The sequence below is a fragment of the Agrobacterium sp. DE0009 genome (assembly GCF_007680755.1).
Classification (GTDB): Bacteria; Pseudomonadota; Alphaproteobacteria; order Rhizobiales; family Rhizobiaceae; genus Agrobacterium; species Agrobacterium tumefaciens_B.
The window spans coordinates 234,541-252,775 of sequence record NZ_VEIU01000004.1 but is presented as its reverse complement, the minus strand read 5'-3'; the positions used below and the strand labels follow the sequence as shown (position 1 = coordinate 252,775).

Here is an 18,235-nt window from a genome sequence, read left to right as displayed (position 1 = left end):
GGTCCTTATTGCTTCTGAGCCGGCGCTGCACTCTCGGCAGCGACGACGGGCTCGGCAGACCACGCTTCAGGCTTTACCTTGGCGCCGGGAGCCGTCTTCTGGAAGCCTTCGGCAACAACCCGGTCGCCGTCCTTCAAGCCGTCGGAGATAACCCAGCGGTCGCCGATGGCGCGTCCGACGCTCACCCGGCGCTGTTCGACAGTGTCTTCGGCATTGACAACCAGCACGCTCGCCTGCCCGCCGGCGTCACGCTGCACGGCCTGCTGCGGCACGGCGAAAGCCGCCTTCTGAATGCCCTGCTGAATCTGAACGCGAACATACATGCCCGGCAGCAGATCGCCGTTCGGGTTGGGGAATTCGCCACGCAGCGTTACCTGACCGGTCGTTTCGTCCACAGCCGCTTCCGAGAACAACAGGCGACCGGGAACCGGGTAACGGCTGCCGTCATCGAACAACAGGTTAACTTCCGCCTCATTGGGCCCTGTCATCAGCTGGCCGTCTTGAAGCGCCTTGCGCAGGCGAATGAGGTCGGCGGCCGGTTGGGTAAAGTCGGCATAGATTGGATCGAGCTGCTGGATCGTTGCCAGACTTTCCGAACCGGTAGCGCTTACAAGCGCACCTTCCGTGATGCGCGCGCGACCGATCACGCCGCTGATCGGCGCTTTCACATCGGCATATTGAAGGTTGAGCCTCGCTTCCGCGACACCGGCTTCGGCCACTGCCACCTCTGCATCGGCCTGGGCAAGCAGCGCGATGGCGTTGTCGAACTCCTGTTGCGAACCGACATTGGAACGGCGCAGCTGCTGCTGCCGGTCGGCCGTCTGCCGCGCCTGAAGCTGGGCTGCCTGTGCCCTGCGCAATGTTCCCTCAGCACTGTCAACGCGCACCTGGAATGGCGCGGGATCGATCCGGTAGAGAACGTCGCCTTCCTTCACGAGCGAGCCTTGTTCAAACACGCGCTCGACGATGATGCCAGACACACGCGGACGAACTTCGGCAAGTCGTGTAGGGGCGATGCGGCCGGGCAACTCGTTCGTGATCGGCAGCTCTTCCGGCTTTACGGTCACGACCTTGACCGCAGCAGGCGGCGGAGCGCCGGGTGCAGCAGCCTGCTCGTCGCTACATCCGACAAGAACGATGCCCGTGAAGAACACCGCTACCATCTGCCCCAATCTTTTCGCCATACTGCGCTCCGAATCCATAAAATACGTCCTGTTTACATACATACTAAGACGTATGTAAAATCCCGGCAACACATTTGTTGCATCGCAAAAAGGGTTTCACGCGCTTGTGAAACCTGAATTTTAAGGAAGGCAGCGGCAACACGCCTCAAAGAGAGCACGCGACCACGGAGCACCGGTCTGCTTGAATTTGAACCAGCCGCCAGATGACGGAGATGAAGCGGGTATGCCGCCTTTGTCAGAGCTGACGCTTCAGGGAGCCCGGCTCCGTCTGCGCCCCGTCTGTCGTCTCGTCGCTATTGTCCGCGGAGCGGCTGCGAAGAGCAGCATAATAAGCGTTCTTATGCTCGTACATATTGATGTCCGCGCGGCGCACAAGCGATTCCATCGTTTCCCCGGCTTCACTCGTTGCCACACCCAGCGACAGGCTGAGGGGCGCGCTGGAATAGAACTGATTGTTGATCTTCAGCAGCTCGTAAACGGTATCAACCATCGCTGCCGCCACCTGCTTGTCGGCGCCAGGCAGAAGAATGGCAAACTCATCGCCACCGATGCGCGCGGCGTGGTTGGGTGCGGTAACGACGCCGTTCAACACCTCCCCCATGCGCCGCAGCAGCGCGTCACCGGCATCGTGACCCAGCTTGTCGTTGGCGTCCTTCAGCCCATTAAGGTCGATAACGATGGCCGATACGGGACGGACCGTGCTGCGCTCCAGCCGATTCAGCTCGTCGGAATAAAAGGCGCGGTTGTGCAGCTTGGTCAGCACGTCGTGTTTGCCGAGGTATTCAAGATAGGCTTCCGCCTTCTTGCGCGCCGTGATGTCTGTCAGCGCTACCTGCACCAGAGACCAGTCTCGCTCATGGCCCGGGAAGACCGAAAAATGCAGGAGAAGATGCCGCTCGGAACCATCGAGTGCGTAATTCACCACCTCGCGATGGTGGTTGAGATTGCCGTTCCAAAGCTCGATCAACTGTTCGCGGAACGGCTTTTCCATTTCGCCGCGGAAAATGTCGCCAAGCCGCTGCAACAGAACCTGCCGGTCCGGCGCGCAGAACAAATCCAGCGTTGCGCGGTTGACGTCAATGACGCGGATTTCGCTCATGCATTGCCGCACGAATTCAGGATGCACATCCATGAACACGCGGAAATCGACGATGCCGCGCTCTCGCACCTCTTCGATCAACCGGCGAACCCGGCTGAAATCTTCTACCCACAGGGAAATCGGCGAATGTTTGAACATGCCTTCGGCATAACGGCGGTTGAGAAGCTCCTTGCGCCGCGCTTCCTCCCGTTCCGTCACATCTTCGGTCGTCAGAAGCAGCCGATCGAGCGTTTCCTCATGTCCGGGAAGAACCGTGCCGCGCAGCTGAATATCGAGCCGCTTGCCGCCGATCGAATAATTGACCGCGTTGCTGGTAAATTCAGTTTTGCCTGCCCAGAGCTCGGAAAGCTCGTTGATATGGCTTTCCAGCATGTCGTCGCGGAAAATGCGATGCAGATTCTCGACCAGGTGCACCTGATCGCGCGCCTCGAACAACTCGAGCGTCTTGGCGTTGACCTTGATGACGCGGATTTTCTGCGAGCAGGCCGCTACCCGGGATAAATCTTCCAGAAGAAACGCCCTGATATCGTCCACGCCCTGCGACCGCCAGATATCGAACTGGCTTTTCACCGCGCTGAAGTCCTCTATCCACATCGCCACCGGGGCAAGATTGAAGATATTGGTATCGATCGTCTCACTCATGCGGGCATTCTTCTTGGGTAAATGCGGATGGAGGCCGAAAGGCCGCACGACGGTATGACTGACTGTGTCACCCGATTTATTAGGGTTATGAGATTGAACGCAAGCGTTTATCGCGCGAACCGCCGGATTGCGCGATAATTCCTGGGGCATGTGGCCGGGAAGCCGTTACCAAAGCTTCACGTGACGGTTGACGTCCTTGTAAAGCAGGTAACGGAAGCGGCCGGGTCCACCCGCATAACAAGCCTGCGGGCAATAGGCACGCAGCCACATGAAGTCGCCGGCCTGCACTTCCACCCAGTCCTCATTCAGACGGTAGACGGCCTTGCCTTCCAGCACATAGAGACCATGCTCCATCACATGGGTCTCCATGAAGGGAATGGTCGCGCCCGGCTCGAAGGTGACGATGTTGAGATGCATATCGTAACGGACGTCTTCCGGATCGATGAAACGGGTCGTCGCCCATTTGCCTTCCGTTTCAGGCATGGCCGACATGGCGACGTCGTCTTCATGCGAAAAGATTGCTGGCGGCGCCTCAAGGCCGTCCACTGCCTCGAATGCCTTGCGAACCCAGTGAAACTTGACTGGCGCGGGACCGGAATTCTTGATCTGCCAGCGCGCGCCCGCCGGCAGGTAGGCAAACGAGCCTTCCCGCAACGCGTGCTGCTCACCCTCAAATTCGATGGTCATTTCACCGTCGACGACGAAGATCGCGGCTTGAGCCCTTGCGTCCGGCTCCGGCCGTTCGCTGCCGCCACCTGGCTGGATTTCGACGATATATTGCGCGAAAGTCTCGGAAAAACCTGTCATCGGGCGCGCGATGATCCAGGCTCGCGTGCCCGTCCAGTGCGGCAGCACACTCGTCACGATATCGGACATGACGGTTTTGGGAATGACCGCGTAGGCGGTCTTGAACACCGCCTTGCTCGACAAAAGTTCCGTCTGTCCCGGCAGACCACCCATATCCGAATAATATCTCTTCATTTCAGCCATTCCATTCTGCAACGCATTCGGCGCGGATTCTTACGGCCGCGCCGAGGTTTAAGCAAATGGTTATTGGCCAGAAAAGACCGGTTGGAAGACCGTCACACCTTCTTGCGCATAGTCGCATAAACGATGTTGTGATTTTCGCCGAAGAACACGTCAGCCTCTATGGAGGAGGGTTCGGCGCTGGCGTTGACGATCCGCCACATATCCGCTTTCGAGCGCAGCAGCAGCGCCCAGTTCATGAAGGTCTCCATATAACCATCGACAACGATGTCTTCCGAGAAATTGGCGAAGAGGAACATTCCGCCGGGCTTCAACATCTCCATGCAGCGGCGGGTCAGTTTGATGGCGACCCTGTCATTCAGATAATCGTAGAGGCCGGCGGCATAGATCAGATCAAAGCTGCCAAGCGCCTGTGTGCGAAGGACGATATCACGCACGGAGCCATCGATGGCCTCAATGCACGTGCCGTTGAAATCGCGGGCGACGGAACCGACACTCAAGGGGTCCTGATCGAGCGCCACCCAGCGCTTGATTCCCCCCTCTTTCAACGCGACGGACGCGTCTGCCTCGCGCAGGTGCCCGGACGCAATGGTCAATATTTCGGTTTCCTTGCCATGCTGCGCTGCGGCCTCGTCAACGAATCTGGTCAGCAGATCGCGCCGCTCGCGAACCGCGACAGAGGAACTGGCGTCTTTCGTGTAATTGTAAAGCGCAGCACCAAGCGGGCTGGCCTTATTGACCAGATCCGCAACACTGGCGTGACCGTAAATGAAATCGAGCAACTGCGCGTCGCCGGAATAGCCGCGCGGTTTTTCGAAAGACCAGCGCGTGAACGGATCCTCCAGGAACCTGGCCGAGACCGGGTGATTCTGCACCAGGGGGATCAGTTCAGCCCACACGCTTGAGTGGAGCTTCTCTCTCAAACCATGCAGTGCTCCTGCCGTTCGATGTATTATCTCATGCGCTAAAATACCGTTGTCGAATTGCTGTTGTGCCAATTCGAGAATGAGCGCCGTTTCTGCTTTCGCAATGGCAAACTGCTCATCGAACGTTTCCGTTCTGCGCGCAAAAACCTCTTTTGCGACAGTATCCGGGGTGATCAAACTTGCTCCGTCCAGACTTTTCTTCTTTACCCGCACCACATCAGCCTCCAGTATTAACACATTGTTAACTATACGTTTCTGGGAACTGGAAGGCCACTCGCTTTCGAATTTTCGGCGGTGTAGGGATAGATTAGTAAATTAGCGTATTTTTTTGGTCACACTTACGATGACGGGAGAAAGTAGATACGCAATTTAGTGAAACTTAATGCTGCGAACATATGATGCGTTCTTCCTTTCCTTGGTCTCGGGCTACATCGGCAGAGATCGGCGGAAACCCGCAGTGGGTGCAAAAGCACACGGAAAAGTGGAATAAGCAGTTACTTGATAAAGTAGACGCAACACTATGGGAAAGTGCATGAAGCACACAGTGGGAGAGGTGAGTGGACGGCAAGACTATCGGCGGCCGGACTCCCGGTTTTCTGATGAACTTCTTGCCCTCTACCAGCAGGAAGGTGAGCGCAGCCGCCGCGGTTCCATCCGCCGGGGTCTCTGGACCGCTGTTTTCATCTATCTGTTGTTTGCCGCTTCAGACATCGTTCTGATACCCGACGTCGCCTTCCAGACAATTCTGGCGCGATGGATCGTCGTATTGTCGTGTCTTCTCACTCTCGAGGTCCAGCTAAGCCGGGGCGCCAGCACCGCGGCACTCGATCTTACCTGCGCTGCGGCGCTGGTGATGGGCTATATTGGATGGCTCGTCCCTGCCCTCATGACCGACAAAATCGAAAACATGTCCTATTACATGGTTTTCGGGGCTATCTTCATGATGGGCGCCAATCTGTTCTTCACCTTTCGGTTTCACCTGTCCCTGATATCCTCTGGCATTATCCTCGCCACCTACTTTCTGGCAGCGATGCAGTTTCCGGAGGATTCCTTTTACAAATTCGCCTTCGGTACGTTTTACATTTCCTGTTTTGTCTTCACGTCCTACGTGAACTGGAATCTCAACCGGGAGCGCTACCAGGTCTTCGTCAACGCCCTTGAGGCCAAGGCGCAGCAGAAGGCGGCGGATGAGCGCGGGCAAGCCCTGCTGCGGCTTTCCAACACCGATTCCCTGACCGGCCTGCAAAACCGACGCGCGATCGACCATCAACTGCGCCTGCTCTGGGATAATTGGAGCAAGAAGGGAGAAGGCTTCGCCGTCCTCTTGATCGATGTCGACTTCTTCAAGAAGTACAATGACCGTTACGGTCACCAGGAAGGCGACAAATGCCTCATTACCGTTGGCAACGCACTCCAGGACGCGATCAGCGAACACAGGGCCTCTATCGGTCGCTATGGCGGCGAGGAATTTATCGTCCTTGCGCCATTCAAATCCAGGCAGCAAGTGGGCGAGCTTGCCGAGACGATCCGTCATACCGTCGAAAGCCTGTCGCTCGCGCATGACCAGCGCCGCGACGGAACCTTCATCGTCACCGTGAGCATCGGCGCATCCTTCACCCGCGCCAACCCCGATGGAAAGCTGGAAAAGATCATCAACGAGGCCGACCGCGCGCTCTATATCGCCAAGGGCAACGGCCGCAACTGCATGAAACTGTTTGATCCGGCCGATCCGCAAACCAGTGACGAGACCGAGAATATTGCCGCCCTTCTGAAAATTGCTGTCGCGGAGGATCTCGTTTCACTTGTGTATCAGCCGATACTCAATGTTTCGACCAACCAGACCGAGGGCGTCGAGGCGTTAATGCGCCTCCGCTTGTTGGACGGCAGCCCCGTGGCACCCGGCATCTTCATTCCGATAGCCGAGCGGACCGGCACGATCATGGAACTTGGTCTGTGGACCATCAAGGCGGCCTGCAAACAGCTTCTGGCCGATGATCGCGTATCCGTCGTCAGCGTCAACGTTTCGCCGATGCAGCTGAAAAATCCTGGATTCGCCACGTCCGTAGCGGCCATTCTGGTAGAGGCAGGTATCGCCGGAAACCGACTCGCTTTCGAAATCACCGAAGGCGTCGACATGGAAATGCATTCGGACGTGCTTCGCTGCCTGAACGACCTCAAGACGCTCGGTATCAACATCTGGCTGGACGATTTCGGAACCGGTTTTGCCGGCCTTTCATGGCTGCGCATGACAGAATTCGATACCGTGAAAATCGACCGCTCGTTCCTGCACGACAGCATGACCCCGCGCGGACGGGCGATGCTGCAGGATATGATCCGCCTCATTCGCAATCGCGGGCACAAGATCCTGATCGAAGGTGTCGAGACCGAAGAGCAACTGAGACTGGTGCGGCAGATGGAGATTGATTACGCGCAGGGTTACTATATCGGACGTCCGGTCGCTGCGGAGCGCTTGGGCGCGAGCACAACACACTTTCCGCGTCCCATGATGATGCTTCGCCCCGCCTAGCTGATCGCAAGCTGTGGAAGCCTATCGCGAGAAGATGAATTACTGATAGGCGGGCGGATCGACCGAAAATTTCGCGGCGAGTTCCAGGAAAGCCGCGCGCGTCACGGGGTCGACAGGCGCGCCTTCCCTTTCCCGCTTAGCGGCCACTGCCCACTCCCGGTCACCCGGCGCCATGACCTTGCAGTCGTCGCGCACGGGAGACTCGCGCAGAACTTCAAGATAACGTTTCATGCCGGCATCGAACGTCCCGCGTTCCACGAAAGCTTCGGGCTTCAGCGCAAGAACGAAGGCGCCAAGCCCCCGCGGCGTGGAAAAATCGGGGCCGCCCATCGGCCCTATGTCAAAGCTGAGTTTCATGCCTGTGAGGACGGCGCTGAAAATCTCCACCATCCCCGCAAGCGCGGCACCCTTGAAGCCAAACTCACCGCCTAATGGCGCGAGCATCTCAGCGGCGTTGGGATCGCGGCTGTCAACGCCGTCTCCATCAGAGGCTACTCCTTGGGGTAATTGCTGGCCAAGGCTTCGGTAAAGCAAAACGCGGTTATAGGGCACCGCACTGGTCGCCATGTCCAGCAGCCAGGGCATGTCGTCTTCAACAGGCACGCCGACAGCAATCGGGTTGGTGCCGTGGAAACGCATGGCGCCGTCATGAAGGCGCACGAAACTATCGGAGTTGCAGAACGCAAGGCCGATATATCCCTGTCGAGCGGCTTCCAGGGCATAAGCACCGGCAGGTCCGAAGTGCGACGAGTTCCGGATGGCCACCGCCCCAATGCCGAAGTTTTCCGCCAGCGCCATGGCTCTTTCCATCCCGGCATAGGTGGCGCGGGCACCATGCGCGTTGTCAGCGTCGATAGTTTCAACCGCGCCGAAGCCGGAAACGCGGCTGATCTGCGGCCGCCCATTGAGCCGGCCACCTTCGAGACCGGTGACATAGTGGGCGAGAAGGCGAACGCCGTGGCTGTCCACACCGAGCCTTGTGCCATGCATCATGGCGCGCGTTGCCGCGCCGGCCGTCTCTTCATCGGTCCCCGCGGCAAGCAAAACGGCGCGGCAAAACCGCCCCAACTCGCCCAGCCTCGCATGTACCGCTGCTTTTTCGTCGCCGTGCGCCATGAGGGAATCTCCCCATTCCAGAATAGACGCTGCACAAGCTATTCAAGGGTCGCGGTTTTGCAATGCATTTCCGCGCCTCGACTGCTCGATCAGTCTTCCGATCCCACGGCATCGTAGGCAGGCCGTTCGCCAACGATAATGGCGCGTTTGCCGACGTGGTTAGCGGGTCCGACGATACCTTCCTGCTCCATGCGCTCGACCAGCGACGCAGCACGGTTGTAGCCAACAGACAGGCGGCGCTGGATGTAGGAGGTCGAGCACTTCTTGTCGCGCATCACCACCTTCACGGCTTTTTCGTAGAGGTCGTCGCTGTCATCCTCGCCCATGGCGGACTTGTCGAAGACCGCCGTTTCCTCTTCCGCCTCTTCGTCGGCCTCATCGGCGTCTTCCGTAACGGTGCCGAGATATTCCGGACGGCCCTGCGTCTTCAGATGCGCAACGACCTTTTCCACTTCCTCATCGGAGACGAAAGGACCGTGAACACGGGCAATACGGCCGCCGCCCATCATGTGCAGCATGTCGCCCTGGCCGAGGAGATGTTCCGCACCCTGTTCACCAAGGATAGTCCGGCTGTCGATCTTCGACGTCACCTGGAAGGAGATGCGCGTTGGAAAGTTTGCCTTGATCGTGCCGGTGATGACGTCGACCGAAGGACGCTGGGTGGCCATGATGAGGTGAATACCAGCAGCACGCGCCATCTGCGCCAAGCGCTGGATTGCGCCTTCGATCTCCTTGCCCGCCACCATCATCAGGTCGGCCATCTCGTCGACGATGACGACGATATAGGGCATGGCCGTGAGGTCCATTTCCTCCTGCTCGTAGACCGCCTCGCCGGTCGCCCGGTCAAAACCGGTCTGGACGTTGCAGAACACCGTCTCACCTTTGGCGCGGGCGGCTGCGGCCCGTGCGTTGTAGCCATCGATATTGCGGACACCGAGACGCGACATCTTGCGATACCGGTCTTCCATCTCGCGCACAGCCCACTTCAAGGCCATGACGGCCTTTTTCGGATCCGTCACCACAGGCGTCAGAAGATGTGGAATGCCGTCATAGACGGAAAGCTCGAGCATCTTCGGGTCAACCATGATCAGGCGGCACTCTTCCGGCTTCAGACGATAGAGCAGCGACAGGATCATGGTGTTGATGGCGACCGACTTGCCCGAACCGGTGGTGCCGGCAACAAGCAGGTGCGGCATCTTCGCCAGTTCAGCGATGACAGGTTCGCCGCCGATCGTCTTGCCGAGGCAAAGCGCGAGTTTCTGACGCGTCTCGGCATAGTCGGTCGCCTCGATCAGCTCGCGCAGGTAAACAGTCTCACGCACCGGATTCGGCAATTCGATGCCGATGACATTGCGGCCGGGCACCACGGCGACGCGCGCCGACAGTGCCGACATGGAGCGGGCTATATCGTCCGAAAGACCGATGACGCGCGAGGATTTGACACCAGGCGCCGGCTCGAATTCATAAAGCGTCACAACCGGACCGGGGCGAACATCGATGATCTCCCCCTTGATGCCAAAGTCCTCAAGAACGCTTTCCAGTAGTCCAGCGCTCTGTTCCAGCGCTTCCGGCGTCATCGTCGTGGTCTGCTGGACACGCGCCTCCTGCAAGAGGTCGATCGAAGGGTACTCGTATTCGCCATCTGCGAAAACGGGCGCTTCGCGGAACATCGGCTGTGAAGCCTGAATAGGAGCGCGCGGCGTGAAGCGCGGCTCGACGGCAACTCTCTCGGCCGGCATGACCTGCTCGACACGCCCTTGCGGCTCGACGACACTGGGCGCTTCCGCGACCGGCGCCGACGAGACTTCCTGTGCCGCGACCGGCAGGACGGCGGGCGCGATGGACTGGCGAACGCCAATCTCACGGTAAAGCCGGATGGCCGAACCGCCCGGCACGCTGACAACAGGCGGCTCAGCCGATAGAACGATGGTGGGGGCCGGGGATGACGAAATGGTATTCGGCGCGGCGGTGGCAGGTGCCGCGACAACCGAGCTTGCCAGAACCTGCCGCGCGGACGCGACGATGCCCTCGCCAGCACTGTCCGGCAGATCGAGCGTCATCACCTCCCAGAAAAGCTCATCCGGCAGATGGGCGGCGAAAGCTGGAATCACCACCTGTGGCACGGGAGGCTGCGTCGCCTCAACAGCCGGCGCCACGGAGGATGGCTCGACTGGAGAGACGGCTGGGCGCGCAGACGTTGCCCCGGCCGAGGACAGATCGGTTGACACCGGCATCACTGTTGCGGCTGCGGCCTCTTCAGCCTGCTTGCGGGCAAGCTCAAGCCGCAACTTATAGGTTAGCGCCCTTGCGCCCCGGGCATCCGGCGGCTGCGGCAGAAATGGCATGCGTGGCGGCGGCACACGTTGCTCGGCCGGCCTTACCGTGACTTCGCTGACAGGAGCACCATGCGGCTCCACTGACTGCTGCTGCGTTACCGGCTCCGAGTCTATCGGCTCGAGCGATGCAACAGGCAGCTCCTCCTCAGGCAGATTGGGCGTCTCCACCGGCATACGTCGATTGAACGCGCTCTCGGGCGTGCGGGTGAAACGGACATTAGGACCGAGCACGAATGCATTCTGCCAGCCAGGCATTTCAGCGCGGCCTTCAATGGCATCGGCAGCACTGATATCGGCGTTGGGCCGAGACGCAGCACTCGCCTTCACTGTGGCCGACGGCTGACCGGCAACCACCTGGCCGCCGGCATGACGAGCCTTTTCGCTCCCCTCCCCTACGCTATTGGACGAATTCTGGAATCTGGATCGGGAGAAACTCATGGCAGCGTGCACACTCATCATAAACGTACATATTTCGGTCTCCCTGAAATAAAAAATAAAGGTTAATTACCCCTTTCCAAACGGGACGGCGGCGGCAATTTTTCGAGCCAGCCACAAGGTGCTGAGAGAACCCGCGCCGAAGGAATATTCCAATCACCTTATTGATTTTGTTGTGTAAAAACCGGGTTTTTTGCGCCATTTTAGAGGCAGAGAAGCAAGCGTGGAAAAGCGCCTTGGGTCCGTGAGGCATATTGTTTCCGCAAAGGCGCGCGCAACGTAAAATCATTGCTGTAAAGCCATAGAATTAACGTGGACACTGCCGGCATTACAGCCTTAAGATCGGTCGGCCGCGGCCCCATTAAACATCCGCTCGGCCCCATTTCCGGAGTGAACCATGTCACCTGTCCAACTCTCCCGCCGTTCGTTGCTCAAGACCTCGGTTTTTCTGGCCGCGACAACGGGGCTGGCAGGCATTGCCGCCGCGGAGCAGGCGACACCTGGAGGAAGGTTGATCGTAGCAGCCGATTCGGAGCCGAAGAATCTCAATCCGGCAATCGTCGCCTCCAACGGTGTATTCTACATCGCCAGCAAGATCATCGAGCCATTGGCGGAAGCTTCTTTTAACGGCAAGGATGGGCTGGAGCCGCGCCTTGCGACCGAATGGCAGGGATCGGACGATGGCTTGAGCGCCACCTTTAAGCTGCGTGAAGGCGTGACCTGGCATGACGGCAAGCCTTTCACCTCTGCGGATGTTGCCTTTTCGGCGCTGTCGGTCTGGAAACCGCTGCAGAACCTCGGACGGCTGGTCTTTGCCAATCTGGAGAAGGTGGAGACACCGGACGATCACACGGCGATCTTCCGCTTTTCAAAGCCGACGCCGTTCCAGCTGATCCGCAACGCGCTGCCGGTCGTCACCAGCGTCGTACCGAAACATCTTTATGAAGGCACGGATATCGCCACCAATCCCGCCAATACCAGACCGGTCGGCACCGGACCTTTCGTCTTTACCGAGTACAAGCCTGGCGAATATTATCGTCTCACTCGCAATGCGAATTACTGGGGCAAGGATCAGCCGCACCTCGAGGAGATCATCTATCGCGTCCTGCCGGACCGGGCGGGAGCTGCTTCCGCGCTGGAGGCGGAGGAAATCCAGCTCGCGGCCTTCTCCGCCGTTCCCCTGGCCGACCTCGCCCGCATCTCGAAGGTGGAGGGTATCAAGGTGATCGCCGATGGATACGAGGCCCTCACCTACCAGCTGGTGGTCGAAATCAACCATCGTCGCAAGGAATTGGCAGACCTCAAAGTCAGACAAGCCATCGCCCACGCCATCGACAAGAAATTCGTCATCGACAAGGTCTTCCTCGCCTACGCGACGGCATCGACGGGCCCTGTACCGAAGAATGCGCCGGAATTCTACACAGGTGACGTCGAGACCTATGATTTCGATGTTGCCAAGGCAAACGCTCTGCTTGACGAGGCGGGATATGCGCGGGGGCCGGATGGCAAGCGCTTTTCCTTGAAGCTTCTGCCCGCGCCGTATTTCAACGAAACCAAGCAGTTCGGTTCGTATCTTCGCCAGGCGCTTCAGGAAATTGGCATTGATGCTGAACTTGTCAACAATGATGCAGCGGCCCACCAGAAAGCGGTTTATACCGACCACGCCTTCGACCTCGCCGTCGCGCCGCCGGTCTTCCGCGGCGATCCGGCAATCTCCACCACCATCCTGGTGCGCTCCGGCATTCCGGCAGGCGTCGGATTCTCCAACCAGGGCGGTTACGAGAACAAGACTCTCGATGAACTCATCGACCGGGCAGCCGCAACGGTGGATGCCACGACACGCACCGCACTTTACAAGGATTTCCAGAAGCAGGTTGCGGCCGACCTGCCGCTGATCAACGTCGCCGAATGGGGCTTTATCACCGTCGCACGCGACACGGTGAAACAGATCGCCACCAACCCACGCTGGGCCGTTTCAAACTGGGCGGATACGGCGGTCGAAAGCTGAGGAACAGGGGTGAAGCGTGCCACAAGAATGCTGAGGAGAAGGGCAGTCAGCGCCATTCCGGTGCTGCTTATTGTTCTGGTCTTCACCTTTGTTCTGCTTGAAAATGCATCCGGGGACGCTGTTGATGCCTATCTCGTCTCGATCGGCGGTGGCGATGCAGGGCTAAGGGATACGTTGCGCGAGCAATATGGTCTGAACGGATCGGTCCTCGCACGTTTTTGGCTCTATGCCAGTTCAGTCCTGAGGCTCGACTTCGGTTGGTCGCTCGCCTTCGACCGACCGGTATTAGGGTTGATCCTCGAGCGTCTCCCAAACACCCTTATCCTGATGGGAAGCGCCACGACACTTGCCTTCATCCTGGGCACGGGTCTCGGCATCGTGGCGGGTGCGCGCCCCGGCGGAACCGTAGACCGCGTGCTATCAACCCTGTCGCTTGCCCTATACGCCACGCCCGGCTTTTGGCTTGGCCTCGTCTTCGCGATCGTTTTTGCGGTCCAGCTTAAATGGCTGCCGACGTCAGGCATTGAAACCATCGCCTCGGGCAAGCAGGGACTGGCGCGCGCGTTGGACATCGCGCGGCATCTCGTGTTGCCCGTTGCCAGTCTCGGGCTTATTTATCTCGCACTTTTTCTGCGCGTCATGCGCACCGCCATGGCCGCTGTCTGGCCACTGGATTTCGTACTTTTTGCCCGATCCAAGGGGCTTTCCCGACGACGCATCGTGCTGCGCCATGTCGCGCGCAACGCTGCCCTGCCGCTGATCACGGTGCTTGGTCTGCAGGCCGCCACGATGCTCGGCGGCAGCGTGGTGATCGAGAGCGTTTTTGCCATTCCCGGTTTTGGCCGGCTGGCGCAGGAAGCTGTCAGTGGACGCGACACGCCGCTCCTGATGGGCATCATTTTGACAAGCGCTGTTTTCGTCATTGTCATCAATCTCGTCGTTGACATTCTCTACGCCGTTCTTGATCCGCGCATCGGCAGCGGGGAGCAACAGGCATGAGTTTCGCTCTCCGGCTTTTGCGCAGTTTCGAAGGAGCCACTGGCGCCATTGTTCTGCTACTGCTTGCCGTGATGGCGCTCGCTGCCCCCTTCGCTTTCCCGGGCGATCCCTTGGCGATCGTCGGCGATCCGCTGCTTGCGCCTTTCACCGATGCAGCCCTTCCGCTGGGGACAGACCGGTTGGGCCGAGATGTGCTGGCCGAACTCGTCCACGGAGCGCAGGCCTCTATTCTCGTTGGCATCGGTGCCGCCGCGGCGGCGCTGATCGTCGGCACCTTCATCGGAACCATTGCCGGTTTTGCCGGCGGGTTGGTGGACGAGGCGTTGATGCGGCTCACGGATGCATTTCAGATCGTGCCCAATTTCCTGCTTGCGCTCGCCTTTGTCAGTACCATTGGCCCTTCCATGCCTGTTGTCATTCTGGCAATTGCGCTTGGCGCGTGGGCCGATCCGGCGCGGCTGATGCGGGCACAGGTCTTGAGCATCCGCGAGCGTGACTATGTGCAATCCGCCCGCGCCATCGGGATGCATCCGCTGGAAATAGCCTTCCGGCAAATCTTGCCGAATGCGCTGCCGCCCGTCATGGCTCTCGCCGCCATCATTGTCGCTGCCGCCATCCTCACAGAAGCAGCCCTTTCCTTCCTCGGGCTTGGGGACCCTAATATCGTCACCTGGGGTTCGATGATTGCGGAAGGACGCAACGTCCTGCGTTCGGCCGCCTTCCTGTCTGTAATTCCCGGTCTCGGATTACTCGTTACGGTTCTCGGCGTCTATCTCCTCGGCGAGGGCATCAACAGGGCGATGGCGACAGGGAGGCAGGCACCATGACCGGTAACGCTCTGTGCCGCATCGACGATCTCAGCGTTCACTACAGGCCGGGTCAGGCTCCCGCTTTGCTGAATGTTTCACTGACAATCCGCCAAGGGCAGCGGCTGGCGATCATCGGAGAAAGCGCCTCGGGGAAATCCACGCTTGGCAAAGCCGTTGCCGGGCTTCTTCCCGGTAACGCACTGGTTACCGGCGACATTTCCTGGAGCCGCGACAGCGGCCTGTTTCAGGGCCGGCCAAAGCCGGGGCGCGATATCGGCACGATCTTTCAGGATACCGGCGCGACGCTTAATCCGGTTCTCACAATAGCGGAACAGGTGGCGGAAGGTGCCGTTCGGCATCTGGGCCTGTCCTGGCGGCAGGGCCGGGATCTTGCTCGCGACCTCTTGGAACGGGTTCGGCTGCCACATCCATCCCATCTTCTCAAAGCCTACCCGCACCAGCTTTCCGGCGGCCAAAGGCAGCGTGTTGCGATTGCCGCCGCTATTGCCGCAAGCCCTTCCATTCTGATTGCCGACGAGGCGACCAGCGCACTCGATACGGTCAGTCAGGCCGCCATTGCCACGCTTCTTGACGATCTGGTGCGGCGGGAAAACAAAACGCTTGTGTTCATCACCCATGACATTGGCCTCGCGTCCAGTCTTGCCGACGAAATCGCAGTTTTACATTCCGGCCGGCTGGTTGAACACGGTCCGACCCGGCGGGTGCTGTCTGCACCCAGCCGCGACTACACACGGGCGCTGCTCGCCGATTATCTGGACCTGTCCACTCCGCCGCTCATCAGCGAGGCTGCGTCATGAACGAAGCCCTTCTGAGCGTCGAAGGACTGTCGAAAACCTATCGCACCCCCGCCAGAACGGTGGCGGCACTTTCCGATATTTCTTTTTCGCTCCAGCCCGGGGAAACTCTGGGACTGGCCGGCCCCTCCGGCTGCGGGAAGTCGACACTGGCTCGCATTTTGATGCGGCTCATCCCCCCCGACCATGGCACAATCCGTTTCCAGAATCGCGACTGGCTCACGCTTGACGGGAGCGGGCTGCGTTCCGCCCGCCGGCACGTGCAGATGGTCTTTCAGGATACGCACGGCGCCTTCAATCCGCGCGCGCGTGTCGAGGATGCCATCGGTGAGCCGCTGCGCATTCATCGCATCGTCAGACGGCGCGATCGCGCGGCGGAAATACGCCGTCTTCTGGACCGCGTTGGCCTGGCGGACATCGATGCCAGCCGCTCGATATTGGAGCTTTCCGGTGGGCAGAGGCAACGTGTTGCCATAGCGCGGGCCATTGCAGTCCGACCGGCGGTGCTCATTCTTGACGAGGCCGTCTCTGCCCTCGACGTGTCAGTGCGCAGGCAAATCCTCGAGCTGCTGGTGGAAATCCAAAGGGATACCGCCGTGTCCTGCATTTTCGTCTCGCACGATCTCGCTGTCATCCGCGCCGTCTGCCACCGCGTTGCCATCATGGCGGCCGGGCGGATCGTTGAAATTGGCACGACACGCGACATCATCTCGGCACCGCAATCATCGACAGCCAGAACATTGATTGACGCCGCACCGCGGCTGATCAGAACCAGGTAAGGAAGAGACATGCCCGCTCCGGATTACGCCTTGCTGCTTGACCCACCGGCTTTTCCAGCGGAGCGTTACGCGATCCTCGCCGACCGGCTCGCAGCCTTGATGGGCACGAAGAACGACGTCCTCCTTATACAGGCCGAAGCCGTGCTGGCGCTTGAGGCGGCGGCCACAAGCCTTGCCCGGCCCGGGCTGAGGGCGCTCAACATCGTCACGAGCCCCTACGGCTCCTGGTTCGGCGGCTGGCTCGCCAGGGGCGGCGCCAGCGTGCGCAATCTGACAGCCAGTCCGGCAAAGCCAGTAACGCTGGAGGAGGTTGAACAGGCGCTGTACGAGGCACCCGACTTTGATCTTCTCGCCGTCGTACATGCGGAATCGGCAAGCGGCATTCTCAACCCTCTGCCAGCCATTACGGCACTCGCGCACGAACGCGGCATCGTCACTCTTGTCGATGCGGTCGCCTCCATTGGCGGGCACCCGCTGGACGTCGATCGGCTCGGTATCGACATTGCCGTCATTGGGCCGCAGAAAGCACTGGCCGGGCCGGCCGGCGTGTCGGCTATTTCCGTCAGCGACAAGGCCTGGGGCCTTCTATCGCATGGGCAAGCGCCTGAAAATTCCATGCTTTCGCTTCTGGACCAGAAAAGGCTCTGGCTGGATGCCGGCCGCGACACGCTGCCCGGAACGCCGGCTTCGCTGGAGTTTTATGCGCTGGAGGCAGCCCTTGATCGAATAGAGGCGGAAGGTTTTGCATCGGTGCTTCAACGCCACGAGATGGCGGCCGCAGCCACGCGCAACGGCATAAATGCGCTCGGCATCAAAAACTGGGCCGACGAGGCGAAGGCGTCAGCGCTCGTTTCGACGGCAATTCTGCCTGATGGCGCCAACGCCAGGGTGCTGCTTGAAGCTGCATCCCGGAAAGATGGTGCTGACATCACCGCCGGTGTCGGCCCCGGCGCCGAGAGGTTGATAAGGCTCAACCACACCGGCCGGCGGGCGAACCGGCAAGCGGTCGAGGCAAACATCGAAGCATTCGCCAGCTCTTTAAAAGACCTAGGGTACGCCGCAGAAGCTTCCTCTGCTCTCGAGGCAGTTGACACTGTCTACCTTGATGCTGGTTCGACCGGTGCCTGATGCTGCCAGGAAAAGATCGTTGCGGAAATCGTACGTCTTTTGAAACGTTGCTCACGACATTGTTGTTAAAAATAGTAGACAAACACCTCCGTCAATCTTGACGAAATCATGGCAAAGCGCGAAACTTAACGCAGCGTTAACTTGCGTGAAGAAGGGAATGGCCATGGTAGCAGGGTTCAACATGCTCTCCTTTGACCTCTTTGGCATCGGCCGAAGAATGCCCGTCGTCAATGAGCGGGTGGAGACCGAATTTCAGGAAAAGACGCCGCGCCGGCCTGATGACGAGTCGCAGAACGACGACCGAGATCAAGAATATGAACTGTTTTTCTGGTCGCTTTATCCGGTGATCTAAAGCTTTCAAGGCGATCGAGTTAGGCGTTTACCCGGTGCAGAACGCCTGTTTTGATCCCACGAGACGGCGCATTATTCGTATTTTTAAAGTCAA

Annotated in this window: 14 protein-coding genes; 8 read left to right on the top strand and 6 right to left on the bottom strand. The window is 59.4% G+C overall.

Going from position 1 to position 18,235, the window contains the following annotated elements; genetic code table 11:
- Positions 1 to 5: 5 nt before the first annotated feature.
- From FS804_RS16650 to FS804_RS16635, 4 genes are all read right to left on the bottom strand, one after another.
- Positions 6 to 1,184, bottom strand: a complete 1,179-nt coding sequence (locus FS804_RS16650; RefSeq protein ID WP_144577864.1) for an efflux RND transporter periplasmic adaptor subunit — start codon at positions 1,182 to 1,184, stop codon at positions 6 to 8.
- A 235-nt stretch (positions 1,185 to 1,419) separates the two neighbouring features.
- Positions 1,420 to 2,925 carry a sensor domain-containing diguanylate cyclase gene (locus tag FS804_RS16645; protein ID WP_186376841.1) on the bottom strand — a complete coding sequence of 502 codons (1,506 nt, stop codon included), beginning with the start codon at positions 2,923 to 2,925 and terminating at the stop codon, positions 1,420 to 1,422.
- Positions 2,926 to 3,090: 165 nt separating this feature from the next.
- A complete protein-coding gene (locus tag FS804_RS16640; RefSeq protein ID WP_144577860.1) occupies positions 3,091 to 3,915 on the bottom strand; it encodes a bifunctional allantoicase/(S)-ureidoglycine aminohydrolase in 825 nt (274 codons plus the stop codon).
- Positions 3,916 to 4,007: 92 nt separating this feature from the next.
- The gene (locus FS804_RS16635; protein ID WP_186376840.1) at positions 4,008 to 5,054 is read right to left on the bottom strand and encodes a class I SAM-dependent methyltransferase; all 1,047 of its coding nucleotides are present in this window, start codon (positions 5,052 to 5,054) and stop codon (positions 4,008 to 4,010) included.
- A gap of 316 nt (positions 5,055 to 5,370) precedes the next feature.
- Between FS804_RS16635 and FS804_RS16630 the strand changes: the two genes are divergently transcribed.
- Complete coding sequence (locus tag FS804_RS16630) at positions 5,371 to 7,365, top strand: bifunctional diguanylate cyclase/phosphodiesterase (RefSeq protein ID WP_144577858.1); 1,995 nt, start codon at positions 5,371 to 5,373, stop codon at positions 7,363 to 7,365.
- A 39-nt stretch (positions 7,366 to 7,404) separates the two neighbouring features.
- Here FS804_RS16630 and FS804_RS16625 read toward each other — a convergent pair whose 3' ends face one another.
- Together FS804_RS16625 and FS804_RS16620 are read right to left on the bottom strand one after the other, a co-directional pair.
- Positions 7,405 to 8,481, bottom strand: coding sequence for an Ldh family oxidoreductase (locus FS804_RS16625; RefSeq protein ID WP_144577856.1), 1,077 nt, complete (start codon positions 8,479 to 8,481; stop codon positions 7,405 to 7,407).
- An 89-nt stretch (positions 8,482 to 8,570) separates the two neighbouring features.
- Positions 8,571 to 11,276: a DNA translocase FtsK gene (locus tag FS804_RS16620; protein ID WP_144577854.1), complete on the bottom strand. Its 2,706-nt coding sequence runs from the start codon at positions 11,274 to 11,276 to the stop codon at positions 8,571 to 8,573.
- 373 nt (positions 11,277 to 11,649) lie between these two features.
- Here FS804_RS16620 and FS804_RS16615 point away from each other — a divergent pair, with 373 nt between their 5' ends.
- From FS804_RS16615 to FS804_RS24975, 7 genes are all read left to right on the top strand, one after another.
- Complete coding sequence (locus tag FS804_RS16615; protein ID WP_144577852.1) at positions 11,650 to 13,260, top strand: ABC transporter substrate-binding protein; 1,611 nt, start codon at positions 11,650 to 11,652, stop codon at positions 13,258 to 13,260.
- A gap of 27 nt (positions 13,261 to 13,287) precedes the next feature.
- Entirely contained in the window at positions 13,288 to 14,259 is a 972-nt protein-coding gene (locus FS804_RS16610; protein WP_371417893.1) for an ABC transporter permease, read from the top strand.
- A complete protein-coding gene (locus FS804_RS16605) occupies positions 14,256 to 15,086 on the top strand; it encodes an ABC transporter permease (protein ID WP_144577848.1) in 831 nt (276 codons plus the stop codon). The genes FS804_RS16610 and FS804_RS16605 overlap by 4 nt, the downstream gene beginning before the upstream one ends.
- A complete protein-coding gene (locus tag FS804_RS16600; RefSeq protein WP_144577846.1) occupies positions 15,083 to 15,886 on the top strand; it encodes an ABC transporter ATP-binding protein in 804 nt (267 codons plus the stop codon). The genes FS804_RS16605 and FS804_RS16600 overlap by 4 nt, the downstream gene beginning before the upstream one ends.
- Positions 15,883 to 16,662 (top strand): ABC transporter ATP-binding protein, encoded by a 780-nt coding sequence (locus FS804_RS16595; protein ID WP_144577844.1) that lies wholly within the window; start codon positions 15,883 to 15,885, stop codon positions 16,660 to 16,662. The genes FS804_RS16600 and FS804_RS16595 overlap by 4 nt, the downstream gene beginning before the upstream one ends.
- Before the next feature lie 9 nt (positions 16,663 to 16,671).
- Positions 16,672 to 17,790, top strand: a complete 1,119-nt coding sequence (locus FS804_RS16590) for an alanine--glyoxylate aminotransferase family protein (protein WP_144577842.1) — start codon at positions 16,672 to 16,674, stop codon at positions 17,788 to 17,790.
- A 157-nt stretch (positions 17,791 to 17,947) separates the two neighbouring features.
- On the top strand, positions 17,948 to 18,142 hold the full coding sequence (locus tag FS804_RS24975; protein WP_063949968.1) for a hypothetical protein: 195 nt from the start codon (positions 17,948 to 17,950) through the stop codon (positions 18,140 to 18,142).
- Positions 18,143 to 18,235 lie beyond the last annotated feature (93 nt).